Annotated in this window: 13 protein-coding genes; 2 read left to right on the top strand and 11 right to left on the bottom strand. The window is 37.1% G+C overall.

Annotation, left to right across the window (positions count from 1 at the left end):
- Positions 1–83 precede the first annotated feature (83 nt).
- The 10 genes from AADJ06_RS04860 to AADJ06_RS04815 all read right to left on the bottom strand — a co-directional run bounded on the left by AADJ06_RS04860 (position 84) and on the right by AADJ06_RS04815 (position 13,175).
- Positions 84–2,240: a tetratricopeptide repeat protein gene (locus AADJ06_RS04860; RefSeq protein ID WP_341225277.1), complete on the bottom strand. Its 2,157-nt coding sequence runs from the start codon at positions 2,238–2,240 to the stop codon at positions 84–86.
- 109 nt (positions 2,241–2,349) lie between these two features.
- Complete coding sequence (locus tag AADJ06_RS04855; protein ID WP_341225276.1) at positions 2,350–3,105, bottom strand: patatin-like phospholipase family protein; 756 nt, start codon at positions 3,103–3,105, stop codon at positions 2,350–2,352.
- Positions 3,105–3,950, bottom strand: coding sequence for an MBL fold metallo-hydrolase (locus AADJ06_RS04850; RefSeq protein WP_341225275.1), 846 nt, complete (start codon positions 3,948–3,950; stop codon positions 3,105–3,107). The genes AADJ06_RS04855 and AADJ06_RS04850 overlap by 1 nt, the downstream gene beginning before the upstream one ends.
- Positions 3,951–4,035: 85 nt before the next feature.
- Entirely contained in the window at positions 4,036–4,326 is a 291-nt protein-coding gene (locus tag AADJ06_RS04845; RefSeq protein WP_341225274.1) for a rhodanese-like domain-containing protein, read from the bottom strand.
- 94 nt (positions 4,327–4,420) lie between these two features.
- On the bottom strand, positions 4,421–6,934 hold the full coding sequence (locus AADJ06_RS04840; RefSeq protein WP_341225273.1) for a DUF5686 family protein: 2,514 nt from the start codon (positions 6,932–6,934) through the stop codon (positions 4,421–4,423).
- 131 nt (positions 6,935–7,065) lie between these two features.
- Complete coding sequence (locus AADJ06_RS04835; protein WP_341225272.1) at positions 7,066–8,574, bottom strand: 4Fe-4S binding protein; 1,509 nt, start codon at positions 8,572–8,574, stop codon at positions 7,066–7,068.
- 5 nt (positions 8,575–8,579) lie between these two features.
- On the bottom strand, positions 8,580–9,914 hold the full coding sequence (locus AADJ06_RS04830; protein WP_341225271.1) for an FAD/NAD(P)-binding oxidoreductase: 1,335 nt from the start codon (positions 9,912–9,914) through the stop codon (positions 8,580–8,582).
- Positions 9,915–10,083: 169 nt separating this feature from the next.
- Positions 10,084–11,154 (bottom strand): M42 family metallopeptidase, encoded by a 1,071-nt coding sequence (locus tag AADJ06_RS04825; RefSeq protein WP_341225270.1) that lies wholly within the window; start codon positions 11,152–11,154, stop codon positions 10,084–10,086.
- Between the two features lie 130 nt (positions 11,155–11,284).
- Positions 11,285–11,773 carry a peptide-methionine (R)-S-oxide reductase MsrB gene (gene msrB / locus AADJ06_RS04820; protein ID WP_341225269.1) on the bottom strand — a complete coding sequence of 163 codons (489 nt, stop codon included), beginning with the start codon at positions 11,771–11,773 and terminating at the stop codon, positions 11,285–11,287.
- A 70-nt stretch (positions 11,774–11,843) separates the two neighbouring features.
- Positions 11,844–13,175 carry an alkaline phosphatase D family protein gene (locus AADJ06_RS04815; protein WP_341225268.1) on the bottom strand — a complete coding sequence of 444 codons (1,332 nt, stop codon included), beginning with the start codon at positions 13,173–13,175 and terminating at the stop codon, positions 11,844–11,846.
- Positions 13,176–13,328: 153 nt separating this feature from the next.
- Here AADJ06_RS04815 and lysA point away from each other — a divergent pair, with 153 nt between their 5' ends.
- Both lysA and AADJ06_RS04805 read left to right on the top strand, forming a co-directional pair.
- Positions 13,329–14,570, top strand: coding sequence for a diaminopimelate decarboxylase (gene lysA / locus AADJ06_RS04810; RefSeq protein WP_341225267.1), 1,242 nt, complete (start codon positions 13,329–13,331; stop codon positions 14,568–14,570).
- A 162-nt stretch (positions 14,571–14,732) separates the two neighbouring features.
- Positions 14,733–15,743 (top strand): Gfo/Idh/MocA family oxidoreductase, encoded by a 1,011-nt coding sequence (locus tag AADJ06_RS04805; RefSeq protein WP_341225266.1) that lies wholly within the window; start codon positions 14,733–14,735, stop codon positions 15,741–15,743.
- Between the two features lie 625 nt (positions 15,744–16,368).
- Here AADJ06_RS04805 and AADJ06_RS04800 read toward each other — a convergent pair.
- Entirely contained in the window at positions 16,369–17,274 is a 906-nt protein-coding gene (locus AADJ06_RS04800; RefSeq protein WP_341225265.1) for a sugar phosphate nucleotidyltransferase, read from the bottom strand.
- Positions 17,275–17,297 lie beyond the last annotated feature (23 nt).

Here is a 17,297-nt window from a genome sequence, read left to right as displayed (position 1 = left end):
CAATTAGAAAAAAAAGAACACCTATTACAAGCATGTAGAGGTTTTTCCAAGAACCTAGAATAGGAGGTTTTTTGTCTGGCATTTTATTTATTTTTCGATAGGGTTGATAGCATACCGGAAACTTGAGGAAGCAAATTACTGGAAGGGTAACTTCTCATGAAATCCATTAAAGCTATTCGGTAATTAGTGGTTTTGTCAGTTTTTGCTAGAAGCATTATTCGAAGCATGGCAAATTTGTCTTCCAAACTTGTTCCAGTGTAATCGTATAATCCTTTTTCTGCTTTTTCTAAAGCCGTTGCCACGTTACCATTTTTAAATTCTGCATATAAGACTGCATAATCACGCTCGGCGTTGCTTTCTGTGTCGGCATTTATTTCTACAGAACCCCTCTTTAGCTGTCTTGCGTAGGTAGAAAGCGGAAATTTGGAGATTAAAGCTGTTTTGTAAGGATTCGTAATTTTATTATCCGCCATTAAAGCTAGAAAGTAAAGTACCTCTTGCTCGTAATCTGTATTTGGGAATTTTTGAAGTAGGGTGGTAAAGGTTTTTTGAGCGTTGTCTATTTCATTAAATTGTAGCCTGTAAATCTTTCCCAATTGGTAATAGGCTTCTTCTTGTCGTCTTTTTGACTGAGCTAACTTCTGAGGTGTATCAGGTATTTTGGATAACATAGCCTGTTTTTGACTTTCTAATTCAGCCATTTTTCTAGCCTCCTCTTTCTCTTTTAAAGCCGCTTCCTGGTCTACTTCTACGTCATCTTTCCCTACTACTCCTTTTTCTATTTTAAAGCTTATGCTACCTATTTCTTTGTCTCTTCTTCTCCAGTCATCTTCCAAAGGTCTATCACCCCAAGTTCTAATAAATGTTGCTCTTGACCTTGTAAGCGACACTTGGTCATAGAAAAACCATTTGTTTGGATTAGATGAACCTGAGTTTCCAGAAATGGCTTTATTGCTTTCCTCTTGGGCAAGCCTCTCTGCTTCTTTTGAAAGTCTCTGTTTCTCCTCTTCTTCATCTTTCAGCATCTTCTCCACCTTGTTTTCTAAAGCTAGTGGATTCATTGCTGCAAGAGCCTGAAGACTATCCTCCATATGAAGCACATTTTGATATTTGACAAAGTCGGAAAGTGAATTAGCCTTTTCTGAAATCTCCTTAAAATTGAGAGAACGCTCGTTCATATTAAACAGTGTACTGTCATAATACTTGCTTGCCATTTCATATTGTTGAAGCTTGCTATAGTATATTTCTGCTATTTGAAGATATGCTCCAGCCTTCTGAGTTTTGTTTGTAGCTAGTTGAATTGACTTTGAATAATCTTTAATAGCACTTTGATAATTACCATTCTCAGCCTTTGACTCTGCCATTTTGAAGTAGATTTTGTCTTTTAAATCTACGTTCTTTCTGTCTTCCAGCATTTTAAGAAAATTAGCGTTGGCATTAGCCCCTAAACTACTACCAAGCATAAGAAGCTCAATACCAGCATTAAATTCGAGGTCATAAGTAGGTTTGTTTTTAACTACGGCTCTCCAGTTTTTTCTAGCTAAAGAACCTCGCTGTAAATCAGCATAAAGTTGTCCAACTATAAAATGTGCTCTAGCCTTTCGTGTAGATTTTTTCATGGTCTTTAGAGCTTCCTCTAAAAAGACTGCTGCTAAAGCCATTTCTCCTTTTTGCTGATGGAAAGCTGCTTTAATTTGAAAGAAATCTGCTTTATCCTTTTTGGAAAGGTCTAAACCTACTATTGCCTTTGATACTTCATCTGCTTTGTTTAGGTCGCCAGTCTCTAAATAAGTCCGCATTAACCATATCAAAGCCTTGTTTCGATATTCCTCAGATTTATGATTTGAGTTTACGTATTTAAAAACCTCCGAAGCGTTTATAAAATCGCCTTTGAAAAGCCTCGCTTTACCAAGCAAAAGATAAGAACCATCTAAGTATTTAGAATTCGAGTGCCTTTCTGCTACCAAAGATGTTAATCTAATAACTTCATCCAACTCTGGTTTTGAAACCATAGTTTCATTAGAGTCAATACGATAAAGAATAGGTAGGGGAGCCGTAAAATCTTCTATTCTAGACGAATCAATTTTATGCATGGCCCAGTCAAAGTAATCATTAGCATCAATGGAAGCATTAAATTTGGCATTCATATTATGCCAAGCTTTGCTGGTGGGGGAATTACTAAACTGCGAACATGAAAGAGCAGTTAGTGCTACACAAAATACGAGAATTAGTTTTCTCAAGCTACAGTCAATTTTTAGTAAAAACGCTTATTTCAAATCAAAATTATCCATTTTAATGCCAATTAAGATAGAATGTTGGATTAAAATGTATTTGAGCCAGCTGAGGCTATCAAAAAGGCAATGTTTTTAGAGCCTTTAAAGCCGAATTATAACCAGTTTCAAACATCTTCTCGGCGTTTTTTAACTTAAAACCGTCAAACTTCATGATACCTTCAGGCTCTATGGTGAGGTCGGCAGCTAGACTTTTTTGACGTGTTTGATTATCTACAGAGATGTAAACAGACTTAAGCACCACATCTTTAAAAGACCTTACAGGCAATCTTTTTATGAAAGGCGTAACGTTAATAGCAATTTTAAAATCAGTACTTTCTAGTGGTTCTAAAGGCAAATTATTACTCAATCCACCGTCAAAGTATTGGTCACCGTTGATAATAACAGGTTTAAATGCCACAGGAATGGCTACGGATGCAAGCAATGGATGAATGAGTTCTCCTTCTGAAAAGTAATTTGGCTCACCTTTGCTCATATTTGTGGCACAAACGGAAATTGGAATTTTCAAACCCTCAAAGGAATCATGTGGCAGAAGTTCTCTGAGTACCTTTTCTGTGTTCCTAAGATTCATAAGTCCCATTCTGCTTGGCGAGAGTCTTAAATAACGCCACAGACTTTTTCTAAGAATAAATTCCTGAATGTAATAAGGTTTGTGGCCTTCGGCATATAGTGCCGCAGCAAGCCCCCCCGCACTAGAGCCAGAAATCATCGAAATAGGAATATTTAACTCATCAAAGGCTTGCAACACTCCTAAATGGGCAAAACCACGGGCTCCGCCACCAGAAAGGCATAATCCTATTTTTTTTTGACCCATTAGAAATACTCGCTTAGGTTTCCTAAATAGTCTGGTTTAAAACCTTTTTCAGTTTCTTTAATGCTTGCAAGTTCATAGAAAGGGTCATGGTCAAAGTAAACTAGCCACTTTTCGTCTGCTATGGTTTTAAGTAAACTAGCCTTTTCATTCATGGTTTCAAGCGGCCTAACGTCATAACCCATCACCCACGGAATATGAATATGAGCATGTGACGGAATGGTATCTGCTATAAAGACTACCTTTTGGCCTTTGATATCAAGCACTGGCATTATCATCTTTTCTGTATGGCCGTTGGCATAAAGAAACTTGTAATTTGAGCTGAAAGCATCGGGAGACTTATCAATAAAGTTCAAATGACCTAATTCCTGAATAGGCTTTAGGTTTTCTTCTAAAAAGGTAGCAGCTTCTCTAGCATTTGGGTTCATAGCCCAGTCCCAGTGAGAAGAGTGCGTCCAATATTTAGCATTTGGAAAAGTTAGTTCTAATTTATCTCTTGTGCTGTTCCATTTGACGGCACCACCTGCGTGGTCAAAATGTAAATGACTTAGAATAACATCAGTTATTTGATCTTCATGAAAACCTTTTGCTCTGATAGAGCGAATTAAGTCACCTTCGCCATGTCTGTAATAATAAGAAAGCCACTTTTCGGGTTGTTTGTCTCCCATTCCAGTATCTATAAGCGTGAGTCTTTCGCCATCTTCAATTAACAGACAACGCATTTTCCAACTGCACAAATTTATATCATCGGAAGGTATTTTCTTTGACCAAAGCGTTTTAGGTACCACGCCAAACATAGCACCGCCGTCAAGTTTAAAGTTTCCGGCATCTATTACATGTAAATTCATAAGTCAAATTTAAAAAATAAAGCCGCCCAAAGGCAGCTTATCCTTATAATTCAATCTTAGATATAGATAAGATTCTCTACAGAATTTAATTACTCAAACATTCTGATTGCAGATAATTAACATCCATCCATGAACCTCCGTTTTGGCAGTCTACGCCATTTGCACTTAAATAGCCAGTAGCCTGTCCACTTCTATTTCCTGAAGCACAGCATAAAATAAGTGGCATAGGTAATTGCTTGATTTCTTCTAATCTAGCAGGAACCTCACTTAATGGGATATTTTTTGAACCAGCGGCATGTGCACCTTGAAATTCCCCAATGGTTCTTACATCTACTATAGTTCCTATATTGTTTTGTATTTGTTCTTTAACTGTCATGATTTTATCTTTTTGTTCAATACAAAACTAGTTAAGACAGCTTCAATAAAATGTGAGAGATGTTACTTAGACTCTTTTACAAACACTTTATAGCCTATAAGCTTAATTCAGCAGCCACTTTGACACCAAACTTACGCGTGTTATCACCTTCAAGATATGTCAATCTATGCACCGCTTCTACTTTCAGAAATCTGAAAATATTACTAATACCATAGCTTAACTCTGTATAGGGGACAGATAATTCAAGTCTTTTAAAAGGCAGAAATCCTTCTTCTGAATTTTGATTTGCTCCTATAAAATTGGTGTCAGTTAAGGAACCAACTAAGAATTTACCGCTTGCGAAGGTTCTCAGCTTTAGCTTTTTGATTAAGGGGAATCTATTGAGAAATAAACCCTCAAAATCATGATAAAAGCGAGCATAGGCATATTGGTCACTCAAGAATTCAGAGTTATCCATTAGGTTAAAGGAGTTTGAAACGGAAATAATGGTTTCGTTTCCTAAGTGATTTTTTAATAGCGGATAGGGTAAATCTCCAAATATCTTACCGGCTTCTAAGCGATAATATGTTTTACCAAAGTAGCCAAAATTCAACTTATGCTTATATCGTAAAGCCAAGGAATGATAGCTAAAATCACTTCCTAATACATCTTTAAGACCTAATTTATAGGCAAGCGTTACGGTAGGAGATTTTACCGTACCAAAATCCAATTTATCATTATCGCTAACCACCGAAAGCTGGTCTCTCGCAAAAGTAAGTTCGGCATTTATGTTTGACGTGGAAAAACTATTCTGAGCACTACTTAAATCAGAAGTATTTGGGTAAAAAGAGAAATTATACAGTGGCTCAAAGGTTTTATTCTCAAAACCTATTTTCGCAGTAACGCCTTTTGATATATCCCTTTGAAAAGTAAAATTAGCCTTGTTTTGATAATAAGGTCGGAATAGGGTTCCAAACCAAACCGCGGCACCATATAAGGTGCTAGAACCAATTTCTTCAGGACTAAAGCCTACCTGTTCTAAATCACGCTGATAGCCTACATTTAAGGTTGTCCAAGGGCTTTTAGAGAAAATATGGGTTACATCTGCACCGCCTTTCCAGCCTTTATCCTTAAACCCATAGGCTGTGAATCCCTTAAGCACCCATTTATTACTAAAGTCTATATCTGTCCTAAATCCTAATCTAAGTCTTAATCCTTCTAAATCATTTAGTCCAAAAGTTTTAACTATTGGGCCAAAATCAAGCCCCTTGGTAAGTCTAATATGACCAGAAGTGGCAATATCTATCAAAGAAGATATCCGCTTAACCACTGGAACAGCCTTAATGCTGTCTATCATCATGTAAGCCTTTTTTTCGTCTTGACTGAATGGCTCTGCTCTTACAGACTGCCAGTATTCCATGTCTGTTTCTAGATAGTCATCCGAAAGCTGAATAGGTCCTGATTTAAAGAAACTGAGGTCTCTAGGAGCATCTATTTTTATACTGTCGTTATAGTTGGTAAACTTTAATAGTAAACCAGGGGATTTGTTTGTGATTTCAGAAACATCAACCAATACCCTATTCTTAATGGGAAAGTAAACATCATCAACCGCTTCTAACTCTTGCTGAATTTTGATTCGCTCTATAAAATTCAGATTGGCATCTTTTGTAATAGTCGCATCTATCATAGCCAAAGCACTTTTATCTTTGCTAATCCACATCCATCCTGTAAATACTAAATCCTGTTTTCTTTTAGGCTCAAACTGGATTTCGTAGAAATAATCACCATGGTCTACTTCAAAACTATCGACTAAATAATACTCATAAGCCGATTTCCAATCGTTGCCAATAGGAGAGGTGAAGTTCTTCTGTAAAACATTTAATTGATTATCATAGAAATTATACTGCTGAAAAGTGGAGCCTATAAGCTGAGAAGTCAGACTACCATCTGTAACCGCTATTCCTTTAACATTTGTTTTACGAATAATCTCTTTGGAAAGTCTAGGTTTGTTAAGGTAATAATAATTAGAGACAGACTCCGAAATGAACATGGGCAATAGTTTTCCGCCTTCATCATCTGTAAGGGTTCCAACGGACTCTATGGCCTCATTAATTTTCTGGGTGATTTTACGTTTTTCTAGTTTGGAATTAACCTTATTTACATCAATCTCCACCTTATTGTAACTTTGATGCTCATAGCCATCAAGCTTTTTAAAGTTAGTAGCGTCTCTATTGTCCACCACCTTTCTTAAGATTCGCCAGGCTGGGTTTTCTCCACCTCTTACCACCACTTCTGCCAATTGAATGGACCCTGGTTTTATTCTAATCGTCAAAACCTGATTATTGACAACTTGACCTAGAGAATCTTTTTCTAAGGGGCTAACTTTTTTGTCAAAACCCATACTGCTGACCATTATGGAGTCAGGTAAAAGGTCCTCAAAATTTAAAATGAAATTACCTTCAAAATCGGTATTTGTACCAACATTAAATCCCTTTAAACTTACTGTAGCAAATGGAACGGGGTCTTCAGTTACGCTATCAAATACCTTTCCTGTAATTGTTATATTTTGCCCCAAGACATGAAAGAATGGAAGGTAGAGAACTAAGACAAGAATATATAGCCTTTTCAATTACGCTTGGATTTGTGTTATTTAGAGAACACTGAGCAAACGTATTAATTCATCCATTAGTTTGCTTTTTGTAGGTTCAAAAATGAATTATTGTATAAACGGAAAGAAAGTAGAAATAAACGGTTAAAGAATTAGATTTTTTTAGTGTCTTCAGCTAAGTTTTCTAAGTTCAAAACACCTCTTGGGCATACAGCAGAACAGATTCCACAGCCAACGCATGAAGACCTTACAATATCTTGACCACGCTGTGCATAGGCTTTCACATCAATACCTTGTTCGCAATAGGTAGAGCAGTTTCCGCAAGAGATACATTGGCCACCATTGGTTGTAATTCTGAATCTACTTTTGAAACGTTGTACTAAACCTAAATATGCCGCTAAAGGACAGCCAAACCTACACCAAACTCTGTTTCCCATAATAGGGTAGAAGCCCGTTCCTACCACTCCAGAGAAAATAGAGCCTACACCAAAACCATAATAGTATCTTAAGGTTCCAGTATCTAAAACTCCCAAAAGCTTAGGTTTGCCAGTAAAGTAAGTAAACAAAACACCAGCAGTCATAACCACGGCAAGCACTAAAACGGTATGAATAAGGTATCGTTCTATTTTCCATGCCTTCATAGATTTATCAGATAGTTGACGAAAAGGGTCTCCTAATGTTTCTGCCAAACCGCCACATCCACAGACCCAGCTACAATACCATCTTTTACCAAAGAAATAGGTTAAAACAGGTACACCTACTGCAAACAAGACAATGCCCCAAACAAACATAAATGTTCCTAAAGTGCCTGCTTCTATTTTCTCATCAATTCTATAATCAAAGAAGAACGAGTAATCCAGTGGCCACATATTCTTCAAATCGGCTGATGGCATATTAAGCTTTGTCAATATTTCCGGAATCATAAAGGCAAAAATGAGCTGAAAGAACATCACAGAACCTGTTCTAACCATTTGATACTTATTATGTCGGTATTTAATGAGCATTCTAATACCCATAGTTAATACTGCTACCGTATAAAGAAAGCCATATAAAAACCATTGACTTGCCATTCCTCCGTTCATGAATTTGCTGAGCGGGTCTAATACTATGAGCCAGTTAATGATGTATTGAGGAAAGAAATAAAGTAGGATATAAAAAGAGATAAGTAAACTTCCCAAAATTATTCCCAGCACTTTTCCTCTATTGACAGGGTGTTTAAAAATACCATCGTTTTTGATACCTGGTAGTTTTTTTAAGTCTGGAAGAATAAAAAGCATGGTCCCGAAAATCAACAATCCAAAGACTAAAAAGAAAAGTAGGACATTGTTTTTTGATACAAAACCCACCCCAGAAGCCTTCGTAAGGGCAATTTGATAAGAGTCTGATATTTTTAAATCACCTTTGCCTTCAGCTTCTAAAGCTTTATTTACTTCTGACTCGGCCGCAACTATCTTATTTGTAAATGAGAATACATTTGAAGATGCTGATTCAAAAGCGGGAGCAAGCTTCTCTTTTAGAAGAAAGCGGTGTTCACTAGCTACTGTTTTATCAAAGCTGGCTTCATTAAGCTGAAAGCTATTGCCAAACAAAAGGCCTATCCAAATGGCCAAGGCACTTAGAACTATGGCAGCTCCTATATTTTTTATCTGATTGATATTCATCTTTCTTAATTGAAAAGTTTTGAGAAAAAGCTCTTCTTAGGCTTTTTTAGTTCTAAATGAGTGTTGTAAGTCTGATTATAATGGGAAACAATGTCTTGCTCATAAGTAGCAAAAAACTCAGGGTCAAAATTCGCCTTGGGCAAGTCAATCAAAATATCTTCCACACTGGTTTTATCGGTGAGCCATTTATCCCAAGTTTCATGACGCATCCTTATTCCAAAGGTATTCACACCAATAATGGCCTTACTTTCTTTTTCGAAGTTTAAGCGTACCAAAATGTTTTTTTCAGGATGTTTCCAGAAGAAACTCTCTACATTATCCTCTGGCTTTGCCAGTACAGTTCCGTAGGTTTGATACTCAATATCTAAGAATTTGGCAGAGTTATAAAAAACGCCTGGCTCGTATTTAGTAGGCTCTTTACAGATAGTTTTGGCCAGTGTTTCACCCATGATTTTACCCGTATACCAGATTTGCTCCGTTGGTCGTCTTCCTGCCGGAGGATTTTTATGTTGGCAGCAATCGCCTATGGCATAAACATCTTTAATATTAGTTTCTAAGTATTTATTGACCAATATTCCCTTATCAATCTCTAATTCCGTCTCTTTTAGAAAGCCAAGATTAGCGTGAACACCTACAGTTAGTCCTACAAATTGACAATCTATACTTTCTCCAGATTTAGTTTTTAGACCCTTTACAGAGCCGTTTCCATTGTCAATTATTTCATCAAGTTCCGTTTCTAACCTTAAATCTATGTGATGCTCTTTGATATGTTCATTCAGCATTTCAGATTCGGCTGCGGGTAGTACACCATTCCAAAAAGACTTCTCTCTTACCAACATGATGACTTTCTTGTCTCTTGTTTTTAGCATTTCTGCCAGTTCAAGCCCAATTAAGCCACCACCTACTATCACTGCTGTTTCTATTTCAGGCGATTTTTCCTCCAACTTTTCTAAGTCTTGCATGGAATATAAGCCCTGAACACCCTCTAAATCTTGTCCTGGCCAGCCAAATTTATTAGGAGCCGAACCTGTTGCTATAATGAGTTTATCGTAGTTTAATGTTTCCGAACCACTTGAAAACGACAAGGTTTTAGATTCAAAATCAACAGTATCTACATGCCTAAACACCAAGTCTATTCTGTTTTTCTCCCAAAACCAGTCTTCATAACCTTTGGTGTGTTCGTATTTCATGTGTCCCATGTAAATATACATGAGGGCAGTTCTGGAATAGAAATGCTCGGTTTCTGAAGAAATGACGGAAATCTTATGGTCAGAAAGCTTTCTGATATGTCTGGCGGCTGTAATACCGCTAATTCCATTTCCTATAATGGCAATATGCATTGAGACGATTTGTTAGAGATGCTTAATTTACGAGGAATTTTTCGTTTAGGTTTTGACTAGGTCTTATTAAGAAAGAATCTATTAAGAATGAGGCCTGAATACAAAAAGAAACCCCAAGAACGCTAGCTCTTGGGGTTAATATTATCTAAATGAAATAGTGCTATTTCTCTTATTTGATATATTTAAAATCTTGTCCAGATTCTAATTTTAGCAATAATTCATAAAACAAATCAATACAAGACTGTACATCACCTTTTGAAACTGTCTCGACCGTAGTATGCATATATTTTAAAGGAAGCGACATTAAAGCAGAAGGAACGCCTTCGCCAGAATAAGCAAAAGCATCAGTATCTGTTCCTGTAGAACGACTAGTAGCCTGACGCTGTATTGGAATGTTCTTTTCCTCGGCAGTATCGATTATAAAGTTCAAAAGGTTGTTTTGAACCGCAGGTCCGTAACAAACTGTTGGTCCTTTGCCGCAGGCTACATCTCCCGATTTCTTTTTGTCATACATAGGCGACTGCGTGTCATGCGTTACGTCCGTAACAATAGCCACATCTGGCTTTAGTTTACGGCTAATCATTTCTGCACCACGAAGCCCAATTTCCTCTTGAACGGCGTTGACTACATATAAGGTAAAAGGAAGTTTAATCTTGTTCTCATGAAGTTTACGAGCTACTTCTGCAATCATGTAACCGCCCATTCTGTTGTCAAGAGCTCTTCCAGTATAATATTTATTGTTAAGCTCAGTTAGACCATCTTCAAAAGTAATGACAGTTCCAACTGTAATGCCCATTTCAGCTACTTCTTCAGCAGTAGACGCTCCTACATCAACAAAAATATTCTTTAATGACGGTGCTTCTTCATTTTGAGCATTCCTAACGTGAATAGCCGGCCATCCAAAAACACCTTTGATTATCCCGTTTTTGCGTGTGTGAAGATTAACACGCATAGAAGGGGCTATTTGATGGTCAGAGCCACCATTTCTAATAACATAAATGTACCCTTCTGGCGTAATGTAGTTTACAAACCAAGAAATTTCATCGGCATGAGCTTCAATAGCCACACTATAATCTTGACCAGGATTTATAACTCCTACCGCTGTTCCGTAATTGTCAATGATAGTTTCATCAATGAACGGTCTTACATAATCTAACCATATTTGCTGGCCAGGATATTCAAAACCAGTAGGTGAAGCATTGTTCAAGTATTTGTATAGAAATTCTATGTTTTTCTCCATGAAATGTATTTTTAGGCAAAGCCTTGTTTAAAAAGTATTGAAACAAAAATAGGCTTCATTTTCGGTATTGAAAAAGAAGCCTAAATTTAATAGTTAGCAAAGTTATTCAAATATTATTCTAGACGCAGAATTACATTTTTTCTTCAAAGCTTAAACTTGCTGAATTTAAGCAATGTCTCATTCCCGTTGGCTTAGGCCCATCATTAAAAACATGACCTAAATGAGACTCACACCTTGCACATATTACTTCTGTTCTAACCATCCCTAAAGAAATATCCCTAACTTCTTTTACATTACATGGGTCTATAGCTTCATAAAAAGAAGGCCAGCCTGTACCTGATTTGAATTTAGTTTTTGAAGAATAGAGAGGTAAGTCGCACCCTATACATTTATAAATACCATCTTTCTTATTATCCCAATAAACTCCTGTAAAGGCTCGTTCTGTTCCAGATTGCCGAGCAACCTTGTACTGCATGTCTGTCAATTGAGCTTTCCACTCTTTATCCTTCTTTGTTACTTTTTCAATGTTGCAGTCTTTGTCATCAGATAAGCCCTTTTGGGCGGAAGATGAACAGCTAAAAGTACCTAAGGCTAATAAAACCAGAATTAAGTTTTTCATATTTTCATAATTTTACTAGACATACGAGTTTGCGAAGAAAGAGGTTTAGAATAGCAAATTTTATTACTGCTTAATCTCTAGGTTTTCTTAAATCACGAGCCTTAATCTCATAATTCCACCTGTAAGCACCTGTGTTGTCAACTATGTTGATTTTTAAAACTCGGTCAGTTCTTCCGCCAGAAACCTCTAAAACGCCGAAATTCTGAAGGTCGTCAACAATGGTGTTTGGAATTAAATCAGAATCCGTTCTTTCTTTGTCCATAGGTTTTGCCATTCCGGAAGTCAGCGATGAGATGGTTAAATCATATAATGGGTAGGTGCCTTCTCTTTCCATTTTTCTGAAAGAAGTATGGTGCCTATCTCCTGTGATAAAAACTACGCCGCTAATGTTATTGTGCTCAATAGCATCTAACAGTCTTTTACGCTCACCAGGAAAAGTAGACATGTTTTCAAAAAGTGCCTCTTGGTTTATCACTTGGCCACCAGTAACCACAAACTTAAACGGAGCACGGCTATTTGTGAGAGCATCAATTAACCAATTCAATTGTTTCTCTCCAAAGTAGTCTTTAGACTCATCATTCAAATAATTTGGAGCTCTGAAAGAGCGATTATCCATCATAAAAAACTGAACATCTTCCCACATAAAAGTACCTGTGACAGATTCTCCAGGAAATATATAGTTAGGATTACCCCAGTTTTGTTCAAAAGCGTCTAATGACCATGATTTGCCCCAGTAAGACCTATCAGCATCATTTGGGCCATAGTCATGGTCGTCTAAGGTAGCGTAATGGTGTGTGTTAGCAAATAATTTTTGAAGTTCCGGCTGACGCTTAAAATCAATATATCTTTTATAAATCCCACTTCTTGTATTCCAATCAACCTCTCTGAGATAAATATTATCTCCTCCCCAAACCATAAAGTCTGGATTTTCGTCATAAATTTTATTAAAAACGTCAAAAGTATAACCATAGCCACGTCCTGGGCGGTCAAACTCAGGTTCGTTAGTATAAACACAGCTTCCTACTGCAAATTTAAAAGCAGGAGGGTCTGTTCTGTATTGCCATAGGGTTTGTGTTTGAAATTCAAGTGGATAGTCAAAAGCTTGTTTTTTACCGTCAATGACTAATTCATATTCGTATTTATTACCAGGCAAAACGTCTTCAGCTATTGCTTTAGCTATGTAGTAATTCCCTTTTTTAGTAATAATTGGGTCGGTTGAGAACTTGGTGCCATCACCATCTTTAACCCAATAATTATATTTCACCACAGCTGTTTTTTCTGTTTGTACCCATAGCATTACTTCTCGCATTTCTGAGTAACCAAGCATAGGTCCAGCCACAATTTGACCAAAACTATTCAGTACAGAAAAGAGAAGAAGAATTGGTAGAAGTCTTTTTAACATTTTGATTTTAGTTTATTTGAGATGTTTGAGAATCTTTAAAACCTTTAAAGGGAATAAAGAATGATAAAATAAATGTGTTTCAAAGTTAAAACATATAGCCTAACAGTTTTCAATGCTTTCCATATCTTTGCCAAAATTTAATTCATAGTTACATTGATTAGTTTAGAAAACGGCATTTATAGCATTCAGAATCGCCAACCAGAAGCGTTGGTAAAAGAATTTGGGTCTCCATTATACGTTTATGATGGAAATAAAATAGAGGAGCAGGTCTCAAAAATGAGAAAAGGTTTTGATGGCGTGACCGTCAAATTGAAATATGCGTGTAAAGCTCTTACCAATATTAATATATTGAAATTGATGCTTAAAAATGGCGTTGACATTGATGTAGTATCTATAGAGGAAATTCAATTAGCTCTTAAGGCAGGCTATGAGCCAAACCAGATTCAGTATACACCCAGCGGTGTGGCTTTCTCTGAAATTGAAGAAGCTTTGTCATTAGGAATTCGCTTAAATGTAGATAGTTTAAACCTTTTGGAGGAGTTTGGACAAAAGTATGGCAATGCTCACCCAATAGCCATTCGCATTAATCCTGCAATAATGGCGGGTGGAAATATTAAAATTTCTACGGGTCATGCTGATTCTAAATTTGGAATTCCTATTCAGCATATTGATAAGGTTTTGGAACTAGTTAAAACCTATGATTTAAGAATTGTTGGTTTACATCAGCACAATGGCTCTGACTTTAAGGATGGTTCTGTGATAGTAAAAGCCATGAAAAAGTCCTTTGAATTGGCAGAACAGCACTTTCCAAATCTGGAGTTTATTGACATGGGTTCTGGTTTTAAAGTGGCCTATCATGATGAAGATGTCATTACTGATATTGCTGAAATAGGAAAAGAAGTGGTTCAAGAGTTTGCGGCTTTTGAGAAAAGATATGGCAGAAGCGTTCAGCTGTGGTTTGAGCCTGGTAAGTACCTTGTAAGTGAAAGTGGTACATTCTTAATGACTTGTAATGTGGTTAAGCATAACCCTGCTAGAAATTTTGTACATGTAGATTCAGGATTGAATCATTTGATAAGACCAATGATGTATGACGCCTTCCAAGAAATATTAAACGTGAGTAATACTGACACATCTAAACTGGAAACGTATGACGTAGTTGGTTATATTTGTGAAACAGACACGCTAGGAAAAGATAGAAAAATGCCGGTGGTAAGTCCAGGTGATATTATTGCGATGAAAAATGCAGGAGCCTACTGTTTTAGCATGGCTTCAAATTATAACTCACGAGTTCGACCGGCGGAAGTATTAATTTACAATAAGCGGACGCATCTTATTAGAGAAAGAGAAACTTTTGAGGATATTTTGAGACATCAGGTAGAGGTGGAGTTGTAGTAAGGGCATTTTGTCAGATGTCTGGTGTTGGATGCATGATGTTTTATATTTTGCCGACATCTATCATCTGACAAACAGTCAAATGTTATCAAGCGACAGAGAACTAAAAAAGTATTCAACCAATAAAAAGCTAAAGGCTCAAAGCCAATAGCAATTAAAAACATGATAAAAGTAGGATTAGTAGGTTTCGGACTCTCAGGTAGATGGTTACAAGCACCATATTTTGTGTTACACCCAAATTTTGATTTAAAATATATAGTCACATCGCAAGACATTGGACAAGATTTGTTCAAAGGCACGCAAAAGGCCGTAGATTTAGACCAGCTTTTGGCTGACCCTGAGATTGACCTAATTTCTATTTGTTCGCCTAGTAGTACGCATTTCGACTATTGTAAGAAGGCTCTGAACGCTGGTAAGCATGTTTTGGTAGAAAAACCAATGACGGCTACCTATGAAGAAGCTCAGGAATTAGTGGAGCTTTGCAAAAAGGTGAATAAAACACTGATGATTTATCAAAACAGACGTTTTGATGGTGACTTTATGACTGTCAAAAGAGTGATAGAGTCAGGTGTTTTAGGTGAAATACTTTCTTATGAAGCCAGATGGCACCGATATAATCCAATTTTAAATAAAAAGCCTTGGAAAGAAGCGGTAACGCCTGCCAACGGAATAATTTATGATTTAGGAGCTCACCTTATTGACCAAGCCATATATCTTTTTGGTAATCCTGAGAGTGTGAATGGCGAGGTTTTCACTCAAAGAGAAAACAGCACTATAGATGATGCTTTTAACATGAATATGAATTATGGCAAAGTAAAAGTGAAATTAAGTGCCAGCTTAATGGTGAAGGAATTTGAACCGAGGTACTCGATTCATGGAACCAATGGTTCATTCATAAAACATGGTTTAGACCCTCAAGAAGACCATTTGAAAGCAGGAATGCTTCCTGGTGTTCATGCTGATTTCGGTTTTGAGGCTGTTGAAAACAATGGTCAATTAACAGCCAACCTTGCCGGTATGGAAATGAAAGGGGAGATAGATACCTTCCCTGGCGACTGGATGCAGCTTTATAATAACCTGGCCGATGTAATCCTTAACGGAGCAGAGCCTATCATCAAGCCTGAAGAAGTGGCAGAGCAGATTAGAGTTATAGAGGAAGTGAAGAAAGGGTAGCGTTCTTATAGCACGGCAGTCTGTCGACAGACAGGGATTAACACAGATTTGACACGGATACAAATAGCATCCGTGTCTTTTTTTGTTCAAATGAGTAAGGCAGAATAATATTGAAGCCCTTCAGGCTTCTAACCGCGGATTTTAATACTCTTCTATTCATATTCAAGCCCATTCGGGCTTGAAAACTCTCTTTCGAATTGTTTAGCGTAATCAATAACCCTGAATGGGTTAAATATGAATAGAAAATAAAACGTAGAATTTACCAAAACCCTGAAAGGGTTGAAATATGTGTAACAACAACCGATGGATAAAAAAAGGTACTGACTATTTATAAGTAGCCTGATTGATATTGAAGCCCTTCAGGCTTCTTTCCTCTGAATCTTAATACTCTTCTATTCGTTTTCAAGCCCATTCGGGCTTGCCTGCCTTCCCAAACAATCGATGCTTGTACAAGCCCGAAGGGGTTAAATGTGAATAGAAAGACAAAACGAAGAGTTTACCGCAACCCTGGAAGGGTTGAAAAATATAGACTCAACAATAAAAAAAGCACGAATAATAACTATCCGTGCCTAATCTCTACCAACGGCAGACAGGTTTGCTTCAAAAAATGCCTAAGAAGTAAAATCTACTCCCAAAGCTTCAATGGATATGCTCCATCATTCACTAGCTTTTGAATGGAAGCCTGAACATCTGGCTTATCATCTGGATATGTTACTCCGAACCAATCTGAAGAAGTATCAAAAACCTTACATTTCCCAACACCTTCGCCCATCATTTTACTCATGATAGTTGGTATATAAAACTCAGCTTTAGGAGCATCATAGTTTTCTTTGGCGTAAGCCTCAAAGTATTCTTTTGTTTTGGTAAAAGCACTTGGCATAAAACCCCAGAAATTCATAGAAACAGGAGTGTTTTCACCTAAAGGTTCTGGTTCACCATTGTCTAAAAATTCTATTTGACCCGCTTCATTTCTTAAAATTTTGGTACGCTCAATCACGGAAGTTAAATAACCTTCATCATCTTTCTCACAAACACCGCGTGATACCGTTCCGTTTTCTGAAAGGGTGTTTTTTACTTGATAACCTACCATAGCATGAACGCTCTCATCAGAATTATTTGACAAGAAATCAGCCATTGTCTTGTAGGCTTCTGCACCATAAAAATCATCTGCATTTATAACAGCAAAAGGGGTTTCAGTTTGTTCCCAAGCACATAGCATGGCATGGCCTGTGCCCCAAGGTTTAGCTCTTTCTATATTTCCTAAAGACTCAGGAACGTAGCTTTGAAAGCCCTGAATAGCGTAATCGTATTCTATTTTTCCAGTCAATTTTGGACCGAAGGTCTTCTCAAAATCCTCTCTTAATTCCTCTCTGATTATAAAGACTACTTTACCAAAACCTGCTCTGATGGCGTCATAAAGTGAATAATCAATGATAGTTTCGCCGTTAGGCCCAAATTGGTCCAATTGCTTAATTCCGCCATATCTGCTACCCATTCCGGCAGCTAAAATCAATAAAGTTGGTTTGCTCATTTTTGCTTTCGTAAATTGTGACG

It is taken from the genome of uncultured Arcticibacterium sp. (assembly GCF_964021845.1).
Lineage (GTDB): Bacteria > Bacteroidota > Bacteroidia > Cytophagales > Spirosomataceae > Arcticibacterium.
Note: the sequence above shows the minus strand (reverse complement) of the source record. Positions and strands in the feature narration are given on the sequence as shown.

What these genes read in the sequence shown, in the direction of transcription:
- msrB (WP_341225269.1), bottom strand. Translation starts at nt 11,773, where the DNA reads ATGAAAAACTTAATTCTGGTTTTATTAGCCTTAGGTACTTTTAGCTGT.
- AADJ06_RS04850 (WP_341225275.1), bottom strand. Translation starts at nt 3,950, where the DNA reads ATGAATTTACATGTAATAGATGCCGGAAACTTTAAACTTGACGGCGGT.
- AADJ06_RS04825 (WP_341225270.1), bottom strand. Translation starts at nt 11,154, where the DNA reads ATGGAGAAAAACATAGAATTTCTATACAAATACTTGAACAATGCTTCA.
- AADJ06_RS04845 (WP_341225274.1), bottom strand. Translation starts at nt 4,326, where the DNA reads ATGACAGTTAAAGAACAAATACAAAACAATATAGGAACTATAGTAGAT.
- AADJ06_RS04800 (WP_341225265.1), bottom strand. Translation starts at nt 17,274, where the DNA reads ATGAGCAAACCAACTTTATTGATTTTAGCTGCCGGAATGGGTAGCAGA.
- AADJ06_RS04815 (WP_341225268.1), bottom strand. Translation starts at nt 13,175, where the DNA reads ATGTTAAAAAGACTTCTACCAATTCTTCTTCTCTTTTCTGTACTGAAT.
- AADJ06_RS04805 (WP_341225266.1), top strand. Translation starts at nt 14,733, where the DNA reads ATGATAAAAGTAGGATTAGTAGGTTTCGGACTCTCAGGTAGATGGTTA.
- AADJ06_RS04855 (WP_341225276.1), bottom strand. Translation starts at nt 3,105, where the DNA reads ATGGGTCAAAAAAAAATAGGATTATGCCTTTCTGGTGGCGGAGCCCGT.
- AADJ06_RS04835 (WP_341225272.1), bottom strand. Translation starts at nt 8,574, where the DNA reads ATGAATATCAATCAGATAAAAAATATAGGAGCTGCCATAGTTCTAAGT.
- AADJ06_RS04830 (WP_341225271.1), bottom strand. Translation starts at nt 9,914, where the DNA reads ATGCATATTGCCATTATAGGAAATGGAATTAGCGGTATTACAGCCGCC.